14 protein-coding genes are annotated in these 19,962 nt (G+C 72.7%); 9 read left to right on the top strand and 5 right to left on the bottom strand.

The annotated features are described in order from the left end of the window. Positions 1-108 precede the first annotated feature (108 nt). Positions 109-2,130: a 4-alpha-glucanotransferase gene (gene malQ / locus V6U86_RS20250; protein WP_334505417.1), complete on the top strand. Its 2,022-nt coding sequence runs from the start codon at positions 109-111 to the stop codon at positions 2,128-2,130. Here the strand turns inward: malQ and V6U86_RS20245 are convergent. Continuing rightward, a complete protein-coding gene (locus tag V6U86_RS20245; RefSeq protein WP_334505416.1) occupies positions 2,082-3,191 on the bottom strand; it encodes a winged helix DNA-binding domain-containing protein in 1,110 nt (369 codons plus the stop codon). The two genes, malQ and V6U86_RS20245, sit on opposite strands and share 49 nt — an antisense overlap. A gap of 137 nt (positions 3,192-3,328) precedes the next feature. Here V6U86_RS20245 and V6U86_RS20240 point away from each other — a divergent pair, with 137 nt between their 5' ends. The 3 genes from V6U86_RS20240 (at position 3,329) to V6U86_RS20230 (ending at position 4,911) form a co-directional block, all read left to right on the top strand. Next, positions 3,329-3,721 carry a hypothetical protein gene (locus tag V6U86_RS20240; RefSeq protein WP_334505415.1) on the top strand — a complete coding sequence of 131 codons (393 nt, stop codon included), beginning with the start codon at positions 3,329-3,331 and terminating at the stop codon, positions 3,719-3,721. Positions 3,722-3,787: 66 nt separating this feature from the next. Next, positions 3,788-4,546, top strand: coding sequence for a HipA family kinase (locus V6U86_RS20235; RefSeq protein WP_334505414.1), 759 nt, complete (start codon positions 3,788-3,790; stop codon positions 4,544-4,546). After that, entirely contained in the window at positions 4,543-4,911 is a 369-nt protein-coding gene (locus V6U86_RS20230) for a DUF3037 domain-containing protein (protein WP_285797258.1), read from the top strand. Before V6U86_RS20235 ends, V6U86_RS20230 begins: the two co-directional genes overlap by 4 nt. Before the next feature lie 297 nt (positions 4,912-5,208). On the opposite strand, the gene V6U86_RS20225 is transcribed toward V6U86_RS20230, so the two are convergent. Continuing rightward, complete coding sequence (locus V6U86_RS20225; protein WP_334505413.1) at positions 5,209-7,131, bottom strand: anthranilate synthase family protein; 1,923 nt, start codon at positions 7,129-7,131, stop codon at positions 5,209-5,211. A gap of 204 nt (positions 7,132-7,335) precedes the next feature. Here V6U86_RS20225 and V6U86_RS20220 point away from each other — a divergent pair, with 204 nt between their 5' ends. The 3 genes from V6U86_RS20220 to V6U86_RS20210 all read left to right on the top strand — a co-directional run bounded on the left by V6U86_RS20220 (position 7,336) and on the right by V6U86_RS20210 (position 11,804). Next, on the top strand, positions 7,336-8,748 hold the full coding sequence (locus tag V6U86_RS20220; protein WP_334505412.1) for an FGGY family carbohydrate kinase: 1,413 nt from the start codon (positions 7,336-7,338) through the stop codon (positions 8,746-8,748). Between the two features lie 99 nt (positions 8,749-8,847). Beyond that, the gene (locus V6U86_RS20215) at positions 8,848-11,385 is read left to right on the top strand and encodes a sensor histidine kinase (RefSeq protein WP_334505411.1); all 2,538 of its coding nucleotides are present in this window, start codon (positions 8,848-8,850) and stop codon (positions 11,383-11,385) included. Continuing rightward, a complete protein-coding gene (locus tag V6U86_RS20210; protein WP_435826665.1) occupies positions 11,382-11,804 on the top strand; it encodes a roadblock/LC7 domain-containing protein in 423 nt (140 codons plus the stop codon). Before V6U86_RS20215 ends, V6U86_RS20210 begins: the two co-directional genes overlap by 4 nt. Positions 11,805-11,884: 80 nt before the next feature. On the opposite strand, the gene V6U86_RS20205 is transcribed toward V6U86_RS20210, so the two are convergent. Further along, a complete protein-coding gene (locus tag V6U86_RS20205; protein WP_334505410.1) occupies positions 11,885-13,228 on the bottom strand; it encodes a GH1 family beta-glucosidase in 1,344 nt (447 codons plus the stop codon). Between the two features lie 842 nt (positions 13,229-14,070). Between V6U86_RS20205 and V6U86_RS20200 the strand changes: the two genes are divergently transcribed. Further along, positions 14,071-16,977, top strand: coding sequence for a glycoside hydrolase family 48 protein (locus V6U86_RS20200; protein WP_334505409.1), 2,907 nt, complete (start codon positions 14,071-14,073; stop codon positions 16,975-16,977). Positions 16,978-17,312: 335 nt separating this feature from the next. On the opposite strand, the gene V6U86_RS20195 is transcribed toward V6U86_RS20200, so the two are convergent. Further along, positions 17,313-17,921 (bottom strand): DUF3159 domain-containing protein, encoded by a 609-nt coding sequence (locus tag V6U86_RS20195; RefSeq protein WP_334505461.1) that lies wholly within the window; start codon positions 17,919-17,921, stop codon positions 17,313-17,315. Positions 17,922-18,152: 231 nt separating this feature from the next. On the opposite strand from V6U86_RS20195, the gene V6U86_RS20190 reads away from it, so the two are divergent. Continuing rightward, positions 18,153-19,040 carry a phosphatase PAP2 family protein gene (locus V6U86_RS20190; RefSeq protein ID WP_334505408.1) on the top strand — a complete coding sequence of 296 codons (888 nt, stop codon included), beginning with the start codon at positions 18,153-18,155 and terminating at the stop codon, positions 19,038-19,040. Positions 19,041-19,076: 36 nt separating this feature from the next. Here V6U86_RS20190 and V6U86_RS20185 read toward each other — a convergent pair whose 3' ends face one another. Next, complete coding sequence (locus V6U86_RS20185) at positions 19,077-19,940, bottom strand: DUF1028 domain-containing protein (protein ID WP_334505407.1); 864 nt, start codon at positions 19,938-19,940, stop codon at positions 19,077-19,079. Positions 19,941-19,962: the final 22 nt, after the last annotated feature.

The following is a 19,962-nucleotide window of genomic DNA, read 5'->3' as shown; positions in this document are numbered from 1 at the left end:
TTCGGCGGGGTGGGGTGGGGTGGGCGTGGGAGGGGGTTGGTGGGGGTTCTGCGGGGTGGGGTGGGCGTGGGAGGGTGGTCGTAGGTCGCGTTGGGGAGCGGGGGGGGCATGGACCGACGATTGGCCGCGCTGGCCAACGCGCACGGTGTTTCCACCTGGTACGAGGATTGGCGGCACCGCCGCGTCGAGGTCGCACCCGAGACCGTGGTGGGTGTGCTGGGGCTGCTCGGCGTGGACGCCACCAGCCCGGCGGCAATCGCCGACGCGCTCGCGGCAGCCCGTGCGGTCGACCGCAGCGCACTGCCGGAGACGGTGGTGCTCACCCAAGGCCGCAGCCGGGCGCTGCCCGGCCCAGGGGTGGTGACCCTGGAGGACGGTGGTCGCCGCCCTGTCGACGGTGAGCTGCCGGCGGACCTGCCGCTGGGGTGGCACCGGCTGGCCTGCGCCGACCGGGAGGTGACACTGGTGGTGGTGCCGCGCCGGCTGCCGGTGCCGCCGCGGACCTGGGGGTGGATGCTCCAGCTCTACGCGCTCACCTCGGAGCACTCCTGGGGCATGGGCGATCTCGGTGACCTCGCCGAGTTCACCGAGTGGGCCGGTGCGACCGGGGCGGGGCTGGTGCTGCTCAACCCGCTGCACGCGGTCGGGCCGGCGCACCCGGTGGCCACCTCACCGTATTCGCCGGCCAGTCGACGCTTCGTCAATCCGCTCTACCTGCGGGTCAGTGGCACCGCCGCGTACCGTGCGGCGGACCCGGCAACCCGTGCGGTGGTCGACGCGCTGCGTCCCGACCGGGGTCCCCTGATCGACTACGACGAGGTGTGGGCCGCCAAGCGGCACGCCCTGGAGTTGCTGCACCCGTACGCCCAGCCGGTGGACCTCGCCGCGGACCCGGCGCTGACCAGCTTCGCCACCTGGTGCGCGCTCGCCGAGCGGCACGGCAACGACTGGCGTGCCTGGCCAACGCAGCTGCACCACCCCGACGCCCCGGCGGTCGCCGAGCAGCGTCGGCAGCTCGCCGACCGGGTCGCCTTCCACGCCTGGTTGCAACACCTCTGCGACGAGCAGCTCGACGCCGTCACGGCGGCGGCCCGCTCGGCGGGGATGCCGGTCGGCGTCGTGCACGACCTGGCCGTCGGCATCGACCCGGGCGGCGCGGACGGCTGGCAGCTCGCCGACGTGTTGGCCCGGGGCGTGCGGGTCGGCGCTCCGCCGGACGACTTCAACCAACTCGGCCAGGACTGGGGTCTCGCCGCGTGGCGTCCGGACCGACTCGCCGCCACCGGCTACGCCGCCTACCGGGACATGCTGCGCCGCGCCCTGCGGCACGCGGGTGGCCTGCGGGTCGACCACGTCGCCGGTCTGTGGCGACTGTGGTGGGTGCCGCCGGGCGGCGGCGCGGCCGAGGGCACCTACGTGCGTTACGACGCCGAGGCGATGCTCGGCATCCTCGCGCTGGAGGCGCACCGGGCCGGCGCGGTGGTGGTCGGTGAGGACCTCGGCACGGTCCAACCGGCGGTGACCCGAGGGTTGCGTGGGCGCAACATGCTCGGCTCGACCGTGCTGTGGTTCGCGCGCGACGACAAGGGTGACTTCGTGCCACCGGCCCGGTGGCCGCGCAACGCCCTCGCCACGATCTCCACCCACGACCTGCCCACCGCGCCGGGCTTCCTGAGCGGTGAGCACGTGCGGGTGCGCGACGAGTTGAAACTGCTCGGCACCGACGTGGCGGAGGAGCGGGCCCGCGCCGCCGCCGATCGGGACCGGCTGTTCACCATGCTGCGCGCCGAGAACCTACTGCCCCCGACACCCGATGACGACGAGGCGGTGGCGGCGATGCACGCCGCGCTCGCGGCCAGCCCGACCCGGCTGCTCGGCGTCTCCCTCTACGACGTGCTGGGCGAGGTGCGCCAACCCAACATGCCGGGCACGGTGGACGAGTATCCGAACTGGCGGCTGCCGCTGCCGGCCAGCGTGGCGCAGATCCGCGCGGACCCCCGGGTGACCCGGATCGTCGACCTGCTCAGCGCCGCCCGCCCACGACCGACCGGCCCGGCAGCGTTTACGGGTGACGCCGTCGGTCAGGCCAACCAGTCGAAGCGGGCCGGCAGCCCGAGGAAGTCGGCGTAACGCCCGAGCGCCTGCTCCACCCGGGCCCGCGCGGCGACGTCGAGCGGCGTGAGCGGCTGGATCGTCACGGCGACCGCGGTGCGGGCGACCTTGCGCTTCCACACGCCCACCACCCGACCGGCGCGGACCACGGTGGCTTGGAAGACACCGTTGTTGCCCGGCACCACCGCCGCCTGGTGGGCGGGGTCGAGCATCAACGTGCGGTCGCGGAAGCCGAGCAGGTACTCGTCGAAGCCGGGCAACGCCAGCACGTCGTCCGGCGTGCTGCGCGGCGCGTCGGGCAGGGCCGCGTCGACGTACATCGGCGTGCCGTCCACGCGTACCGTGCTCAGCGCGTCGTCGGCGGCGGCCAGGCCGCGCCGGGCGTCGGTGAGGGTGAGCCCGCTCCACCCGGCGAACTCGCGGTCGGTGACCGGGCCGTGCCCGCGAACGTAACGGTGGGCGAGCACGGCCAGCGCCTCGTCCCGCTCCAGCCGACGGTGCTCGGGTGCCCACTCGTCGAGCAGGGCGAAGGTCTGGTCGGTGCCGACGTTCGGCGCCACGCAGATCACGCCACGGACGCTCGCATACCACAGCAGGTGGTAACCACGCTGCCCGTCGGTGCCCAGACCGGCTGCCCGCAGGGTGGCCAGGCACTGCGCGCGGGTGAGCCGACCGCCGCCGGCCAACGCGGCGCCGAGGACGTCCACCGCCCGGTCCGCGTCGGTCTCGGTGAGCCCGAGCTGCGCCCGCCTGGTCGCCGCGCCGGCCAGCGATCGTACGCCGGTCAGCTCCAACATCCAGCGGGCGTCGGCGGACGGGACGAGGTGCACGGTGCCCCGCATCGGCCAGGTACGCAGCGCCTCACGCCGCTCCAACGCCGCCTGCACGTCGGCGACGCCGCACCCGGGCAGCCGGGCGCCCAGTGACCACAACCCGCTGGCCAGGTCCTGTGCCTGCATCGCGCCGAACCACTCGACCACCTCCGCGACGGTGCCGGGTCGGATGCTCGGATGCGGACGCAGCAGCAGACTGGTCATCCGCAGCGCCAGCGCCTCGGCCGCGCTGAGGTCGACAGGCATCGGGTGTCCTTTCCATGGCCGGGCAGCCAGCGTAGGGCCGACCACCGACACTCCTGCTGGTGGGAGGCGTAACCGGGCCCCGCGGGGGAAAGCGGCTCGCCGGAAGTGCGCGCCCCGCGCGTACGGAAGGGAGTCTCATGACTGCCGCAAGCGAGCCGGCCCGGGGTGCCGGCGTAACCGCCGGGTCCCGCAGCCATCGGGGAGGCGCCCGCGCGAAGACGAGCGCCGCCGCGACCTTCGCCCTGGTCTTCGGGGTGGCCGGTCTGTTCAGCGTGTTGACGGCGATCCTCGCCTGGCTGGGGTTGGTGCTCGGCATCATCGGCATCATCCTCGGCATCGTCGGCCTCAAGATGGCGCGTCGACCCGGGGTCACCGGGCGTGGCGTGTCGATCGGTGGCCTGGTCCTCAGCATCCTGGCTGTGCTGATCGGTCTCGGTCTGGCCGCGGGGATCACCACGTTCGTCAACAACGAGGGCGCGGTGGACCGCCTCCAGACCCAGGTCGACAAGCTGCGCGACAAGCTCGACTGAGCTGGTGCGAGCCGGTCTGGGCCGGCCCGCCACCCGTGCCGGGCCGGCCCCAGTAGGGTGGGCGGCGTGCTCCGCCAGGTCACCGCGATCCGCTACGTCACCCCGCTACGCGAGGGTGGGTCGCTGCCTGGCGTGGTGGAGGCCGACGACCTGGGCACCTACGTGGCGAAGTTTCGCGGCGCCGGGCAGGGGCCCAAGGCGCTGATCGCCGAGGTGATCTGCGGTGAGCTGGCCCGCCGACTGGGGTTGCGGGTGCCGCCGTTGGTGGTCCTCGACATCGATCCGGTCATCGGGCGGGCCGAGCCCGACCAGGAGGTGCAGGAGCTGCTGCGCAGCAGCGGTGGCGCCAACCTCGGGATGGACTTCCTGCCCGGGGCGCTGGGCTTCGACCCGGTGGCGCACCCCGTCGACCCGGAGCTGGCCTCCCGGGTGCTCTGGTTCGACGCGTACGTGGAGAACGTCGACCGGAGTTGGCGCAACCCGAACCTGCTCGTCTGGCACCGGGAGCTGTGGCTGATCGACCACGGCGCCTCGCTGTACTTCCACCACAACTGGCCGCGCGCCGAAGCCGCTGTGCACCGGGCCTACCGCGCGGAGGATCACGTGCTGGCACCGTATGCGTCGCGGCTGGCCGAGGCCGACGCCGAGTTGGCCCCGCAGGTCACCCCGGAGCTGCTCACCGACGTGCTGGCCCTGGTGCCGGGGGAGTGGCTGACCGCAGCCGACTTCGAGACGGCCGACTCGGCTCGCGACGCGTACCTGCAACACCTGACCCGCCGCGTCGCCCGCACGGCCGACTGGCTGCCACCGGGGAGCGGGGCATGAGGCAACCCTTCGAGTACGCGCTGATCCGGCTCGTACCCCGCATCGAGCGCGGGGAGCAGATCAACGTCGGGGTGCTGCTCTACTGCCAGCAGCGCGACTACCTGGCCGCGCGGACGCACCTGGACGCCGACCGGGTCCGCGCGCTGGCACCCGACGTCGACCTGCCGGCGGTGGCCGCGGTGCTCGACTCCTGGGACCGGACGTGCTCCGGTGACGGGCCGGCGACCCGGATGCGGCTCGGTGAGCGGTTCCACTGGCTGGCCGCGCCGCGCAGCACGATGATCCAGACGGGGCCGGTGCACACCGGTCTCACCGCCGACCCGGCGGCGGAACTGGACCGGCTGATGGCGACCCTGGTCCACTGAGCGCGGGCGGGGCGAGTCGATCCCCTGATCGCGCTACGCCAGCTCCGTTGCGGGCGGAGCGCGATCCCCCGTTCAGGTGCCCGGTGCGGGGCGGCGGCGCGATCCCGCCGGCACCGATCTCCTCAGGATCGTCGCCCTCGCGTGACGGCGGGCCGGAACAACCGGAAAGTTGCGGAAAACTTGAGCCGGCGGACCGGTGCCCGGGCCGACGGACGACTGCGACCGGTGGCGCGGGCGGGGGCTCTCGGGCCCGTCCGCGCCACCGATCCATCACGCCCTACCCCCGGGACAGGGCGACTATGCGCCTCCGCGCGTCGCAGCCAGCTCGTCCTGGCGTGTCGCGGGCAGCAGGTCGGTCAACAGCTCGCTCAGCACGGCGAGCCCGTCCGGGCTGAGCACCGACTCCGCGTGGAACTGCACCCCGGCGAAGCCGCGTCCCCGCAGGGCGTGCACGGCGCCGTCGCCCGGGTCCCGGGCCAGCTCCACCGGCCCGTACGCGGTGGCCAACCGGTCGGCCTCGGCGCGGGCGGTGAACGTCGAGTAGAACCCGACCCGGCGGATCCGGCCGAACACCGGCACCTCCCGCTGCAACCCCTGATAGGGCGCCTCCCGGCGGTGCAACGTCAGCCCCAGCAGCCCGGCCAGCACCTGATGCCCGAGGCAGACCGCGAGGGTGGGACGGCCGCTCGCCAGCAGTCCGGTCAGCAGCCCGCGCAGCGCCACCATCTTCGGCTCGTCCACGCCGCGAGGGTCGCCCGGCCCGGGACCGGCCACCACCAGGTCGTAGTCGTCGACCGGGCCGCTCGCGTGCCACGCCCGGGTGCTCACCACGAGACCCAACGCGCTCAGTTGGTGGGCCAGCATTCCGGTGAAGGTGTCCTCGGCGTCCACGATCAACACCCGGCGGCCGGCCAAGCCGGGCAGTCCGGGCGCGTCCGGTGACCGCTGGTCCAGCCAGAACCGCGCCAGCGGTGCGTTACGGGCGGCCAGCGCCTCGCGTACCGCCGGGTCGTCGGTCAGCCGCGCGACCGGCCCACGGTCGCCGACGGACGCCGCCGGACCGAGGCCGAGCGCGGCCAGCACACCGGCGGCCTTGGCGTGCGTCTCGGCCACCTCGCCGGCCGCCGTCGAGTGCCGGACCAGAGTCGCGCCGACCGGCACCCGCAGGCGGCCGGTGGGGGAGATCTCGGCGGTCCGGATCAGGATCGGGGCATCGAGCGTCTGCCGGCCGGCCTCGTCGTGACCGAGCAACGCCAGCACGCCGCCGTAGTAGCCCCGACCCCGGCGCTCGTGCCGGGCGATCACCCGGCAGGCGTTCTCGATCGGGCTGCCCGTCACAGTGGGGGCGAACATCGTCTCGCGCAGCACCTCCCGCACGTCCCGGGTGCCCCGCCCGGCCAGCAGGTACTCGGTGTGCGCCAGGTGCGACATCTCCTTCAGGTACGGCCCGATCACCTGCCCACCGTGCTCGGCGACGGTGGCCATCATCTTCAGCTCCTCGTCGAGCACCATGTACAGCTCTTCGATCTCCTTCGGGTCGGCGAGGAAGCGCAGCAGGGCCGTCCGGTCCGCGACGCCACCGGGGCAGCGGAAGGTGCCGCTGATCGGGTTCATCATCACCAGCCCGTCGTCGACGCTGACGTGCCGCTCCGGGCTGGCGCCGACCAGCGTCCGGGTGCCGGTGTGCACCACGAAGGTCCAGTACGCGCCGCGCTCGCCGATCAGCAGCCGGCGCAGCGCGGCCAGCGCGGCACGCAGCGGCGGGCCCTGCACGGTGGCGTGCAGGGCGCGGTGGATGACGAAGTTCGCGCCCTCGCCCCGACCGATCTCCTCGGAGAGCACCCGCTGCACGGTCCGCGCGTACTCCTCGTCGCTGACGTCGAAACCGGCGTCGGTGGTGTGGACCGGTTCGTCGGGCAGCGCGGCGAGGGCGTCGGTCAGCGCGATCCGCTGGTGCTCGCGGACCTGGAGGAACTCCAGCGGGGCACCGTCGTCGACGCAGGCGAAGCCGCGCTCGGTGATCTGCCGGTACGGCACCAGGGCCAGCGTCCGTGCCCCGGGCGGGCCCGGCGGCAGCGGAATGTCGGTGAGCCCTTCGACGGTGTCGACCGGGCCGGTGAACAGGTCCAGTTCGTCGGCGCCGTCGCGACGCAGCAGCGCGAAGGGGCCGGGGTCGACGCCGTGCGCGACGGCGGCGAGCAGGTCGGTCAGCTGGGTCATCGGAGTCTCCGTCGGGTCGGGTGCCGCCGTCGGGCGGCCCTGAAGCCGGGAGATCCGGCGACCGCCTCGATGGCGGCCGCGTGGATGGAGCTACGCGCGGGAGATGGCCGCCGGATCGGCGGGCCACCAACTGGTCAATTGCGCGAGCATGTGATCCACCCTACGCGCCCGTCGCGCCGCTGGCACGGGGTAACTTGACCGGCGATGAACATTCTCGCGCTCGACCTGGGCACCTCCTCGGTACGTGGGCTGGTGCTGGACGCGGACACCCAGCCGCTGCCCGGCGCCCTGGCCCGGCGCAAGGTCGAACTCGCCATCGGCGACGACGGCACCGGCACGCTGTCCGGTCGGGACTATCTGGCGAGCCTGGTCGAGTGTCTGGACGAGCTGTCCGAGTCGGGGCACCTGCACGACGTCGGCCTGGTGGCGGTCTCCGCCCAGTGGCACTCGGTGTTGCCGCTGGACCGCGACGGCGCTCCCCTGGGCCCGGTGGTCACCTGGCTGGACACCCGGCCCGCACCGGTCGGTCGCACCGCCGGCCCCACCGACCCGGACGGCTTCCACCAGCGCACCGGTTGCTGGTGGCACCGGTCGTACTGGTCGATGCGGTTGCCCTGGCTGCGCGAACAGTCCGGCACCCCGATCGCCCGGTTCGTCGGTCTGCCCGAGTACGTGCTGGGTGAGCTGCTCGATACGGCGCCCATGTCGATCTCCCAGGCCTCCGGGACCGGTCTGCTGGATCTGGGCACCCTGCGCTGGGACGAGGAGGCGCTGGCGTTGGCCGAGGCACGACCGGAGGACCTGCCGCCCCTCGGGGAGCTGGACTGGCACGGCCGGCTCCGGGTCGACCTGGCTCGTCGGTGGCCGCAGTTGGCGCAGGCCCGCTGGTCACCGCCGGTGGGCGACGGCGGGGCGTCGAACGTCGGCTCGGGCTGCGTCGACCCGAGCCGGGCCGCCGTCACCGTCGGCACCTCCGCGGCCGTACGACTGATGCAGCGGATCCCGGCCGGCGAACCGCTGCCCCGCCTGCCGGAACGGCTGTGGCGTTACCGGGTCGACCACGACCACGTGGTGACCGGGGCCGCGTACGCCAACGGGGGTAACCTCTTCGCCTGGGCGAACAGGGAGTTGCGGTTGCCCCGGGGCGCCGAGCTGGACGCGGCGCTGGCGCTGGTGCCGGCGGGCGGTGGGCGACCGGCGGATCCCCGCTTCGGTGGCGACCGGGCGCCCGGGCTGGCGCCGGCGGGCAGCGGTGAGCTGCGTGGCCTCAGCTTCAGCACCACCTCGGTCGACATCCTGGCCGGGCTGATGCAGGGGCTGTGTGACCTGGTCGCCGAGGATCTCGGGGTGCTGGAGTCCACGATCGACAAACCGGTCGGCGTGGTGCTGGGCGGCGGCGCGGTGGCCGCCTCGGTGTGGTGGCGGCAGGCCTTCGCCACCGCGCTCGCACCGCGACCGGTGTCGCATCAGCGCAACCCGGAAATCGGCGCCACCGGTGCCGCCCTGGTCGCGTTGGGGCGCTTCGGTGACGCGATCGAGCTCGCCGACATCGGCCGGACGGACGAGCTGGTTTTACCGACCACGGCAGGAGGTTCGCACCCGCAGTATCCTTCCTGAACCTCGGTCTCGCCCGGGCCGTTGACAGCGGTACCGGGCCTGGTTGGATGGACTCCGCTCCCCCGACCGCGGTGGACGCGGTAGGACGGAGGAGGCAGGGTGGCGGCAGGTCCCGACCCGGCGAACGGTGCGGTTTCGAACCATCGCCGCCGCCGCTTCGACGTCCGAGTCGTTCCGCACCGACGGCGATCGCCGTTCCGGCTGCGCGACTGGCGGATGAGCACGAAGCTCGCCACCGTGCTTGTGGTGCCGTCGATGGCGTTCCTCCTGCTGGCCGGTCTGCAGACCAGCGCGCTGGTGGGGCGCACGACGGCGTTGAACGACTTCTCCAGTCAGGTCGGCATCGGCCGGCAGATCACCGCCGCGGTGCACCAGCTCCAGCAGGAGCGGGACCGCTCGGCGGGGGAGTTGGGTGAGCTGCGTAAGGGTGGTGACCGGCAGACCGCCGCAAACGACCTGAAACCGTTGCAGGCGGCCACCGACAAGGCCATCGTGGACCTCAGCCGGGCCGCCGAGCCACTGGCGGACGCGGACGCGTCCTGGCGGGTCGCCTTCTCCGAGGCGTTGGAGGCGTACGACCAGGTGGTCGACATCCGCGCGGCGATTCCGCCGGCGGTGCTCAGCACCGAGACCATCCTGGGCAACTACCACCGGGCGGTCAGGGCGTTGCTCGACCTGCTCGCCGAACCGACGCCGGGTCAGAACCAGCCGGCGTTGAACGACGCGGTGCTGCGCTACGTCCAGCTGGCCCGGGTCAAGGAACTCTCCTCCCGGGTGCGGGCCCAGCTCTACGCCGCCGCCCGCGCCGGTGCGTACGGCACCGAGGACCGGGTCGTCCTCGCCGACCTGCGCGGCCAGCAACTCACCGCGCTCGGCGCGTTCCGGGTGGCCGCGACCAATGACCAGATCCGCCGTTACGACGAGACCTCGGTGTCGCCGATGTTCCTGGTCGCCACCGATCTGGAGGAACGCAGCATTTCCTCCGGCGGCGCGTCGCCGCAGGTGCTCCCGTCGGAGCAGTGGTGGTCGGCCAGCCAGCAGCGCCAGGAGTTGCTGCGCCAGCTTGAGGCGGGCGTGCTCGACGACGCCGTGCGGCAGGCCGAGCAGGCCAGCGACGATCAGCTGCGGACGACCCTGCTGGTCGTCGGCGGGGTCGCCACGGTCCTGCTCGCCGCACTGCTGATCTCGTTGTTCATCGGGCGGTCGGTCGCCCGGTCGATGCGGATGCTGCGCAGTCAGGCGCTGCGGATCGCCCAGGTCGAGCTGCCGGACGCACTGGACCGACTGAAGACCGTCACCGGCGGGGTGCCCCGCATCGAGGTCGCGCCTGCGGTGGTCCGGTCCCTCGACGAGATCGGCGAGCTGGCCGAGGCGTTCGTGGCGGTGCACCGCAGCGCTGTCACTGTCGCGGTCGAGCAGGCGCTCATGCGGCGTAACGTCAACGCGATGTTCGTCAACCTGGCCCGGCGCAGTCAGGTGCTGGTGGAGCGCCAGTTGGAGCTGCTGGACGACCTGGAGCGCGAGGAGGGCGACCCGGACCAGTTGGAGAACCTGTTCAAGCTCGATCACCTGGCCGCCCGGATGCGTCGTAACGACGAGAGCCTGCTGGTGCTCGCCGGCACCGACTCCACCCGCCGGTGGAACCGGCCGGTCGGCCTCGGTGCGGTGCTGCTGGCCGCCGCCGCCGAGATCGAGCAGTACCAGCGGGTCCGGATCGAGTCGGTGGCCGACGTGCACGTGGTCGGGCACGCCGTCGGCGAGTTGGTGCACCTGCTGGCCGAGCTGTTGGAGAACGCCACGGCCTTCTCCCGCCCGGACACCGTCGTGGTGGTGACCGCCCGGGTCGAGGCGGGGGCTCCGCTGATCGAGATCGTCGACCACGGTCTGGGCATGAGCCCGGCCGCGTTGGTCCAGGCGAACGAGGTGCTGGCCACTCCTCCGGCCGCGGACGTCGCGGCGGTGGAGCGGATGGGACTCTTCGTGGTCAGCCACCTGGCGGCCCGGTTGGGCGTACGCGTGCGCCTGGACGGCGGCGATGACGGCCTGATCGCCCGGCTGGCCCTGCCCGAGGTGTTGCTGGCTCCGCCGGGAAACGTGCAGCTGGACGCGCCCCCGTCGGCGCGGATGCTGGCGGCCAACGCGTCGCGGGGGCTCGCCGCGCAGGCCGGGGCCGGCTGGCCGGCTGCCGCCCCCGTGCCGGGCGCAGCGGTGCGGGACCTGCCGGTGGCCGGCCGCCCGCCGGGCGTCGGCGTGCCGCGGCAGGGCCGCCCGGTGCCGGTGCGCGCCGACGATGTGTTGACCCCGGCCGCTGCCAACGGTAACGGCGGGGGCTGGTATTCGCGGCAGGGCCCGACCGCGCCGGTGGTGCCCGCACCGGCGGCACCGCCGACCATCCCGGTCACCGCCGGCACCAACGAGCGGGGACTGCCGGTGCGGGTGCCCATGGCGCAGTTGAGCGCGGTCACCCGTTCGGCACAACCGATGACGGCACCGACCCGCACCGACCCGGACCCGGAGGCGGTCGGCGGCATGCTCTCGCGGCTCTACAGCGGAGTGCGGCGCGCCGAGGCTGAGGACACCACCGAGATACCCGTGCCACCGTCCGGGGGGCACGACGAAGGGGGACGACGACAGTGACGACGTTGAGCCAGGAGGCGCGTGACCTCAGCTGGCTGGTGAGCGCGTTCGCGGAGCGGGTGCCGGGTGTGGCGCACGCGGTGGTGGTCTCCTCCGACGGGCTGCTGGTGGCGATCTCCGATCACCTGCCCCGTGACAACGCGGACAAGCTCGCCGCGGTGACCTCCGGGCTGATGAGCATCACCGCGGGCGCGGCCCAGATGTTCGACGGCGACATCGTCAAGCAGACGGTGGTCGAGATGGGCCGTGGCTACTTCCTGGTGATGCAGATCCGCGACGGTTCGATCCTGGCCACGCTGGCCGCGGGCGACGCGGACATCGGTGTGGTGGGCTACGAGATGGCCCGGCTGGCGAAGCAGGCGGGGGAGATGCTCACCCCGGCCCTGCGGGCGGAGTTGCAGCAGGCGCTGCCCCGCTGACTGAGCCGGCCGAGGCCCGGACGGTCACCGGCTCACCCGAGCCGAGCCGTCCGGGCCCGGCGGTCCGGGTGGCGGTGCCTTCAGAAGCCGCCGTCGGCGATGACGGAGCGGTACCAGGTGGCGCTGTTCTTGAGCACCCGCCGCTGGGTGGGGTAGTCCACGTAGACCAGGCCCCAGCGCTGGTCGTAGCCCTGGTCCCACTCGAAGTTGTCCAGCAGGGACCAGACGTGGAAGCTCTCCAGCGGCACCCCGTCGGCGATGGCCCGGTGCGCGGCGGCGAGGTGGTCGCGCAGGAAGTTGATCCGGCCGGTGTCCTGGACGGTGTCGTCCGCGGCCAGCGTGTCCGGTGTGGGTAACCCGTTCTCGGTGATGGTGAGTGGGATAGGGCCGTAGTCGCGGGTGACCCGGGTCAGCAGGTCGTACATCCCCTCGGGGTAGATCTGCTGCCACTCGGCCTCGGAGGTCGCCCAGCGGTGGGCGGTGCCGCCGTCGGCGGTGACGTAGATCGGGGTGTAGTACTGCACGGCCAGCAGGTCGACCGGCGCGGAGATGACCTTCAGGTCACCGTCGCGGATGCCCTGGACCATCCGGCTCTGCGGGCCCAGGTCGGCCAGGAGATCTTCCGGGTAGCTGCCCTTGAACAGCGAGTCGAGGTAGAGGCGGTTCTCGTAGCCGTCGTAGAGGTGGGCGGCCGCGGCGGCCTGCGGGGAGTCGTCGGCGGGGTAGCAGGGGTGCAGGTTGAGTGCGGGGCCGATCCGGCTGTCGCTGCCGCTGGCCCGCAGCGCGCCGACGGCGAACCCGTGCGCGAGTTGCAGGTGGTGGGCGACCAGGTAGGCGGCGTCCGGGTCCTGCCGGCCGGGGGCGTGGTGGCCGGTGAGGTAGCCGTTCTGCACCACGGTCTTGGGCTCGTTGATGGTGAGCCAGGACGGCACCCGGTCGCCGAGGGCGCGGAAGACCACGTCGGCGTAGTCGGCGAAGCGGTGGGCGGTGTCGCGCGACTCCCAGCCGCCGGCGTCCTGTAGCGCCTGGGGGAGATCCCAGTGGAACAGGGTGGCCATCGGGGTGATGCCGCGCTCGTGCAGGCCGTCGAGGAGGCGGCGGTAGAAGTCGAGGCCGCGCTGGTTGGGCGTGCCGGTGCCGTCGGGTTGGATCCGGGGCCAGGAGATGGAGAAGCGGTAGCTGCGCAACCCGAGGTCGCGCATGAGGTCGAGGTCCTCGGCGTAGCGGTGGTAGTGGTCGATGGCCACGTCGCCGGTGTCGCCGTTGCGGGTGCGCCCCGGGACGCGGCTGAACGTGTCCCAGACCGACTCGCCGCGCCCGTCCTCCTTGGTGGCGCCCTCGATCTGGTACGCGGAGGTGGCCGCGCCCCAGCCGAAGTTGTCCGGGAAGCGCAGCGGGCCGGCGGGCCCAACAGGTATCGACATGGATTCTCCTCATGGATACGGGGCCACCGCCGAAGGATTCGGGAGCGCTCCCATGATAGGGCAGACGCTGCCGGCTGGTTAGCCGGCCGTCATGGCGGCCGGCGCTGGCAAGTGGGAGACGGGTGTGGCCCCGAGCAGCGAACGAGGCCGTCCGGGCGGCGCGGCGCGCCTGTCCCGTCGGCCTCTTTTCCTATCGTGTACGGGGGTTTAGTGTGGGGACGGGGGAGGGCAACCCCCGTCCCCACTGTAACTGCACACACACGGGCGGAATTTGGGTCCTGCCGTGCGTGTCGCGCGGGAGCCGGGCCACGCGAGTGGCTCTGGTTCCACCTCCCTCCCTGTGGCGGGACGATGGCTGACGACGGCGTCCGGGCTGGCCCGTCGTCGGCCCTCGGTCTGGTTCCCTGGGCTCGTCAGAGACAACCCCAGCGATCTTCTTATGGAACCTTGTCGATGGAAGCGCTCCCATCGACCGATGTTGCGACTGTAACGCCCGTCACGCCTTTGTGAAAGCCCCAAAACGAGATCGAAACAAGGAGCTGATCCAACGCTCCCTGCGCTTGTTGTGGGAGCGCTTCCATGGCACACTGTCGATTCGACGCGACAGGAGCCACATCGCGTGAGTGCGGGTCCACCGAGGGCAGCCGGCAGCACCAGCTCCGGTCACGGTCACCCGATCAGCCGGCGGGACCCCCTCCCGCGCGGGCCGCACCGCCCTAACCCCGGCCGGGCCCGGGGAAGACCACCTTCCCGGCGCCTCGACATCCCCGCGGACCACCACCCTCGCGGGCAGGCGCCTCGCCGGGGACCATCCCGGCCTGGTCCGAGGAGACACCGCGCACATGAGACAACTGGCAATACGCCGCCGAGTGGCGCTCGCCGCCGCCGCGCTGCTCGCCATCGGCGGGGTGACCCTGCCTGCTGGCGCCGCGCAGGCCGCGCCCGCCTGCGACGTGGTCTACGCGACCAACGACTGGAACACCGGCTTCACCGCCAACATCACCATCAAGAACCTCGGCGACCCGATCACCAACTGGACGCTCAAGTGGACCTTCCCGAACAGCGGTCAACGGGTCACCCAGGGCTGGTCGGCCAGGTACAGCCAGTCCGGCAGTGAGGTCACCGCGACCAACGAGTCGTACAACGGCAACCTCGGCACCGGGGCGTCCACCACCATCGGCTTCAACGGCGCCCACACGGGGAGCAACCCGAAGCCCACCGCGTTCACCCTCAACGGCACTCCCTGCAACGGCACCCCGGCCAACCAACCGCCGACGGTGTCGCTCAGCCTGCCGTCCGGGCCGTTCACCGCGCCGGCCGACGTGCCGCTGACCGCCACCGCCAGCGACCCGGACGGGACGATCAGCAAGGTCGAGTTCTACCGCAACGGCCTGCTGATCAACACCGACACCAGCGCTCCGTACGCCTACACCCAGGAGGACCTGCCGGCCGGCAGCTACACCGTCCAGGCCAAGGCGTACGACAACGCCAACGGCATCGGGGTCGACGAGAAGGCGTTCACCGTCGGCGCCGCCAGCGGCCCGACGCTGATCGCCACTCCGTCCGCGGTGAGCGTCAACGAGGGTGGCACCACCACCTTCAACCTGAAGCTCAGCGCCGCGCCGACGGCCAGTGTGCCGGTCACCCTCACCCGCACCGGTGACTCCGACGTCACGGTCTCGCCGACCAGCGTCACGCTGACCTCGAGCAACTGGAACACCGGGGTCACCGTCACTGTCGCCGCGGCCGAGGACGCCGACACCGTCGGTGGCGCCGCCACCATCACCGCCTCCGCCACGGGTCTCGCTTCGCTGGCGGTCACCGCCACCGAGATCGACAACGACACCCCGGGCGGCGACAACACCTACATCGCGAAGTTCCTCGACCAGTACGGCAAGATCAAGAACTCGGGCTACTTCAGCCCCGAGGGCGTGCCGTACCACTCGGTGGAAACGCTGATCGTGGAAGCCCCTGACCACGGTCACGAGACCACCTCCGAGGCGTTCAGCTTCTGGCTCTGGCTGGAGGCGAACTACGGGCGGGTCACCCAGAACTGGGCCCCGTTCAACAACGCCTGGACGGTGATGGAAAAGTACATAATTCCGACGCACGCCGACCAGCCCACCGCCGGCTCCGCGGGCACCCCGCAGTACGCCGCGGAGTACAACCTGCCCAGCCAGTACCCCTCGGCGCTGGACCCGAACGTCCCGGTCGGCCAGGACCCGCTCCGCTCGGAGTTGCAGTCCACCTACGGCACCGGCGACATCTACGGCATGCACTGGCTGATCGACGTCGACAACACCTACGGCTTCGGCCGCTGCGGTGACGGCACCACCAAGCCGGCCTACATCAACACCTTCCAGCGGGGCACCCAGGAATCGGTCTGGGAGACCGTCCCGCAGCCGTCCTGCGACACCTTCGCGCACGGCGGTCAGTACGGCTACCTCGACCTGTTCGTCAAGGACACCGGCGCCCCCGCCAAGCAGTGGAAGTACACCAACGCCCCGGACGCCGACGCCCGCGCCGTGCAGGCCGCGTACTGGGCGCTGACCTGGGCCAAGGCGCAGAACAAGCAGGCCGACGTCGCCGCCACCATCACCAAGGCCGCCAAGATGGGCGACTACCTGCGGTACGCGATGTTCGACAAGTACTTCAAGAAGATCGGCAACTGCGTCGGGGCGAGCGCCTGCCCCGCCGGCAGCGGCAGGGACTCGGCGCACTACCTGCTGTCCTGGTACTACGCCTGGGGCGGCGCGTACGAGACCAGCCAGAACTGGTCCTGGCGGATCGGCTCCAGCCACAGCCACTTCGGCTACCAGAACCCGTTCGCGGCCTGGGCGCTGACCAACACCCCGGAGCTCAAGCCGCAGTCGTCGACCGCGGTCTCCGACTGGACCAAGAGCTTCGACCGGCAGCTGGAGTTCTACACCTGGCTGCAGTCCGCCGAGGGCGGCATCGCCGGCGGCGCGACCAACAGCTGGGACGGCCACTACGGCCAGCCGCCGTCGGGCACCAGCACCTTCTACGGCATGTTCTACGACGTCGACCCGGTCTACAACGACCCGCCGTCGAACCAGTGGTTCGGCATGCAGGCCTGGTCGATGCAGCGCATCGCCGAGCTGTACCTGCAGACCGGCAACGCGAAGGCCAAGGCGCTGCTGGACAAGTGGGTGCCCTGGGCGATCGCCAACACCACCCTCGGCACCAACTGGTCGATCCCGTCGGACATGGCGTGGAGCGGTCAGCCGACCACGTGGAACCCGTCCAACCCGCAGCCCAACACCAACCTGCACGTCGAGGTCACGGTGAAGGGCCAGGACGTCGGCGTCACCGCCGCCTACGCCCGGACCCTGATCGCGTACGCGGCCAAGTCCGGCAACGTGGCGGCGAAGGACACCGCCAAGGGGCTGCTCGACGCGCTGTCGGCCGCCAGCGACACCAAGGGCGTCTCCACCACCGAGAAGCGCGGTGACTACCGGCGCTTCGACGACGTCTACAACGCGTCCACCGGGCAGGGCCTCTACGTCCCGTCGGGCTGGACCGGGAAGATGCCGAACGGCGATGCCATCGCCGCCGGCAAGAGCTTCCTCGACATCCGTTCCTTCTACAAGAACGACCCGGACTGGCCCAAGGTGCAGGCGTACCTGAACGGTGGTGCGGAGCCCGAGTTCAACTACCACCGGTTCTGGGCGCAGGCTGACGTCGCCATGGCGTACGCCGACTACGGCAGCCTGTTCCCGAACGGCTGAGACGACCCGGGGTGGGTGGCGTGGACCGCCCACCCCGGGGTCCGGTCCCGGTCCGGGGAACGACGGACCGGGGCTGGCGGACGGCCTGACACCCACGGTCAGGCCGGGGTGGGCCGGCCATCTGGCCGACGCAGCGGATCGGCCGGCCCGCCCCACCGCCCGGACTGAAGCCAGCCGCGAAAAAGCCCAGAAATTCGGGCCGTCGCGGGATCACACCGAGGTCCGTGACGGAGTAACGTACGTCACCGGAGAGGCCGCTCCCCCCGTGGCGGCCTCTCCACTTTTTTGCCCCGAGTCCGGCCGCTTCTTCGCCCCGGGTCCGCCGCGCCAGCCGATCAGCGAGGCGGCGCGACCGGGTGACGCAGCCCCGGGTGCCCGGCCGGCAGCGAGCGCCGCAACACCACCCAGCTCAGTGCCAGCGCCGCCGCCACCAGCGGCCAGGTCAACGCCACCCGGGCCACCACCAGCGCGAGCACCTGCCCGCCCAGGTAGAGCGGCACGAACACGGCGAGCCGCAGCAGGTACGTCGCCGTCCACACCCAACTGGCCCGGCCGTACCCGCGCAGCAGCACAGGGTCGCGTCGCCACCGGGCACGTTGGCCCAGCGCCGCGCCGACCAGCACACCGAGCAGTGGCCACCGCACCACGATGCTGACCGTCCACGCCAGAGCGCTCGCGGCGTTGGAGAGCACCTGGATCAGAAAGAAGTTCTCGGCCCGACCGGTGCGCACCGCGATCAACGCCGCGACGCAGACGGCCAGCAGCCCGATCAGCACCGAGCGAGGCCGGTCGCCCCGACGCAGCCGTACGGCGGCCACCACCGCGCCCACCGCCAGCGCCGCGCCGACGCCGCCCCACAGCGACTCGCCGCCCAGCAACCAGCCCACAGCGAACGCCAGCGGCGGCAGTGTTGCATCGATGGCACCGCGTCGCCCGCCCAGCAGATCCGTCAGCGACTCGGCCCGCGCCGGCCCTCCCGCAGCGGTGTCCGCATCGGCCCGCGCCGGCCCTCCAGACCCCGCGTCGGCGCCCGTACGCTGCTCCGGGCCGGGTTCGGCCGGGCCGCTGTCGCGCTCCGGTGCTCCGCTCACCAACCGCCTCCTCGCCTCCGGCACAACCTAACCGGCGACTGGCGGCGGGCCACCGCTCGGAGCGCCGACACCTGCCGCTACGGTGTGCGGATGCGCGCGACGGCACGGGGTTGGACCGCGGTCTGGTTGGTCGTACTGGCCCTCGTCCAGGCGGCCGCCTTCCTTGCCGTATGGCGGGTGGCCGTGCACTCCGAGGTCGGCCAGTGGGTGGACACGGTCGCCCTCACCGGCAACCGGATCGGACAGGACACCATCGATGGTCCGGTCGACCGGATCCTCAACGCGATGTCGGTGGTCTCGCTGCTGGCCGCCACCGCGATGATCGGGTTCATCGCGCTGATCCGGGGGCGGATCGCCCTGGCGATCACCGCGACCCTGCTGATCGCCGGCGCGAACGTCACGACCCAACTGCTCAAGTACGGGCTGAACCGCCCCGACTACGGCCTCGACCCGGCACGCGCCGCGGTCGGCAACAGCCTGCCCAGCGGGCACACCACGGTGGCCGCCTCGGTGGCGGTCGCGCTGATGCTCGTGCTGCCGCGCAAGGTGCGGGCCGCCGGTGCCTTCATCGGTGCCGGCTACGCCGCCGTCGCCGGTGTCGCCACCCTCTCCGCCGGCTGGCACCGGCCCAGCGACGCCGTCGCCGCGTACCTCGTGGTGGGTGTGTGGGCGGCGTTGGCCGGGCTGCTCCTGCTGGTCACCCAGCGGGAGCAGGCCGAGATCGCCCCCGGCGACGCGCACCGGATCGCGGCGCTGGTGCTCGGGGTCGGCGGTGTGCTCGCCCTGGTCGTCTGCGGGCTCGCCCTGTCCTGGCTGCTCGACCTGCGCGGCACCGGGCCGGACGAACTGGCCCGCCGCCCCCTGTTCGTCGGGTACGCGGGCAGCGCCGCCGGGATCGCCGGCACGATGGCCGTGGTGATGGCACTGGCGCTGACCGTCGTGCACCGGCTGGTGCCCCGGGTGAAGGGTTGAGCCGACCGACGGCGCTGCCCCGGGCGCGCGGTCGGGTCAGCTCGCGGCGCGCGGGGCGGGGACGTGCGGCGCGACACCGCGCAGGTGCGTCAGCACCACCGGGTCGATCCGCCCCGGCACCAGCCGCTCCTCCAGGTTCTCGATCCCGGCCCAGGAGATCAACGCCGCTTCCGGCCCGTCCTCGTGGACCGGATGGCCCAGCGCGCCGAGCAGCGCCGCCACCTCGGCGGCGACCGCGCCGGTCAGGTCGAGCAGGGTGGCCGGGTCCGGCCGGCCGAACAGCATGGTGTGCACAGTGAGCAGGCGACCCAGCTCGGCCACCGGGTCCGGGTGGTCGTCCACGCGAAGATCCACCACCACGTCGCTGGTGCCGCCGTACCCGCCGCCGCGCTCGACCACCAGCAGCCCGGCGCTCTGCCGGCCTCGCCGGTCGCCGCCGGCCTCGTCGCCGGCCCGCAGCGCGGCGAGCAGCCGCTCGGCGAACGGCAGCGCCGTGCCCGCCTGCCAGGCCGCACCGAGCGCGTCGACGACCTCCGGCCCGGTGAGGATGTTGCCCTGTGCGGCCCAGCCGTCGCCGGCCCGCCCGCCAGCCCACGGGTGGCAGGCCGGCCCGGTCCAGCTGGCACCCGCGCCGCTGGCCCCCACGACGCCGAGCTGGCGGTGGTCCCGCTCGGGGTCGGCGGCGATCAGCCCGGCCACCACGTCGGCGGCGGCCACCCCGGTGCGCAGCAGGGTGAGGCCCTGCGGGCGGTAGGCGAGGTTGACGTGCGCCTGGGTGGCCAGGGCACCCACCTCGGCGGCGGCGGCCGGCACCAGGGCCCCGGCGGCGAGGAACTTGCTGGCGACGGCCACGCCGTGCAGGCGGCCGTCGGCGGAGCGGGCGACGAGCGAGAAGGTCACCGGCCGAGAGTAACCCTCCGCG

The organism is Micromonospora sp. CPCC 205558 (assembly GCF_036902955.1).
Classification (GTDB): Bacteria; Actinomycetota; Actinomycetes; order Mycobacteriales; family Micromonosporaceae; genus Micromonospora.
Note: the sequence above shows the minus strand (reverse complement) of the source record. Positions and strands in the feature narration are given on the sequence as shown.

Excerpts from the sequence above, each read along its gene's own strand:
- V6U86_RS20245 (WP_334505416.1), bottom strand. The coding sequence starts at position 3,191 with ATGCCTGTCGACCTCAGCGCGGCCGAGGCGCTGGCGCTGCGGATGACC.
- V6U86_RS20200 (WP_334505409.1), top strand. The coding sequence starts at position 14,071 with ATGAGACAACTGGCAATACGCCGCCGAGTGGCGCTCGCCGCCGCCGCG.
- V6U86_RS20220 (WP_334505412.1), top strand. The coding sequence starts at position 7,336 with ATGAACATTCTCGCGCTCGACCTGGGCACCTCCTCGGTACGTGGGCTG.
- malQ (WP_334505417.1), top strand. The coding sequence starts at position 109 with ATGGACCGACGATTGGCCGCGCTGGCCAACGCGCACGGTGTTTCCACC.
- V6U86_RS20240 (WP_334505415.1), top strand. The coding sequence starts at position 3,329 with ATGACTGCCGCAAGCGAGCCGGCCCGGGGTGCCGGCGTAACCGCCGGG.
- V6U86_RS20205 (WP_334505410.1), bottom strand. The coding sequence starts at position 13,228 with ATGTCGATACCTGTTGGGCCCGCCGGCCCGCTGCGCTTCCCGGACAAC.
- V6U86_RS20230 (WP_285797258.1), top strand. The coding sequence starts at position 4,543 with ATGAGGCAACCCTTCGAGTACGCGCTGATCCGGCTCGTACCCCGCATC.
- V6U86_RS20225 (WP_334505413.1), bottom strand. The coding sequence starts at position 7,131 with ATGACCCAGCTGACCGACCTGCTCGCCGCCGTCGCGCACGGCGTCGAC.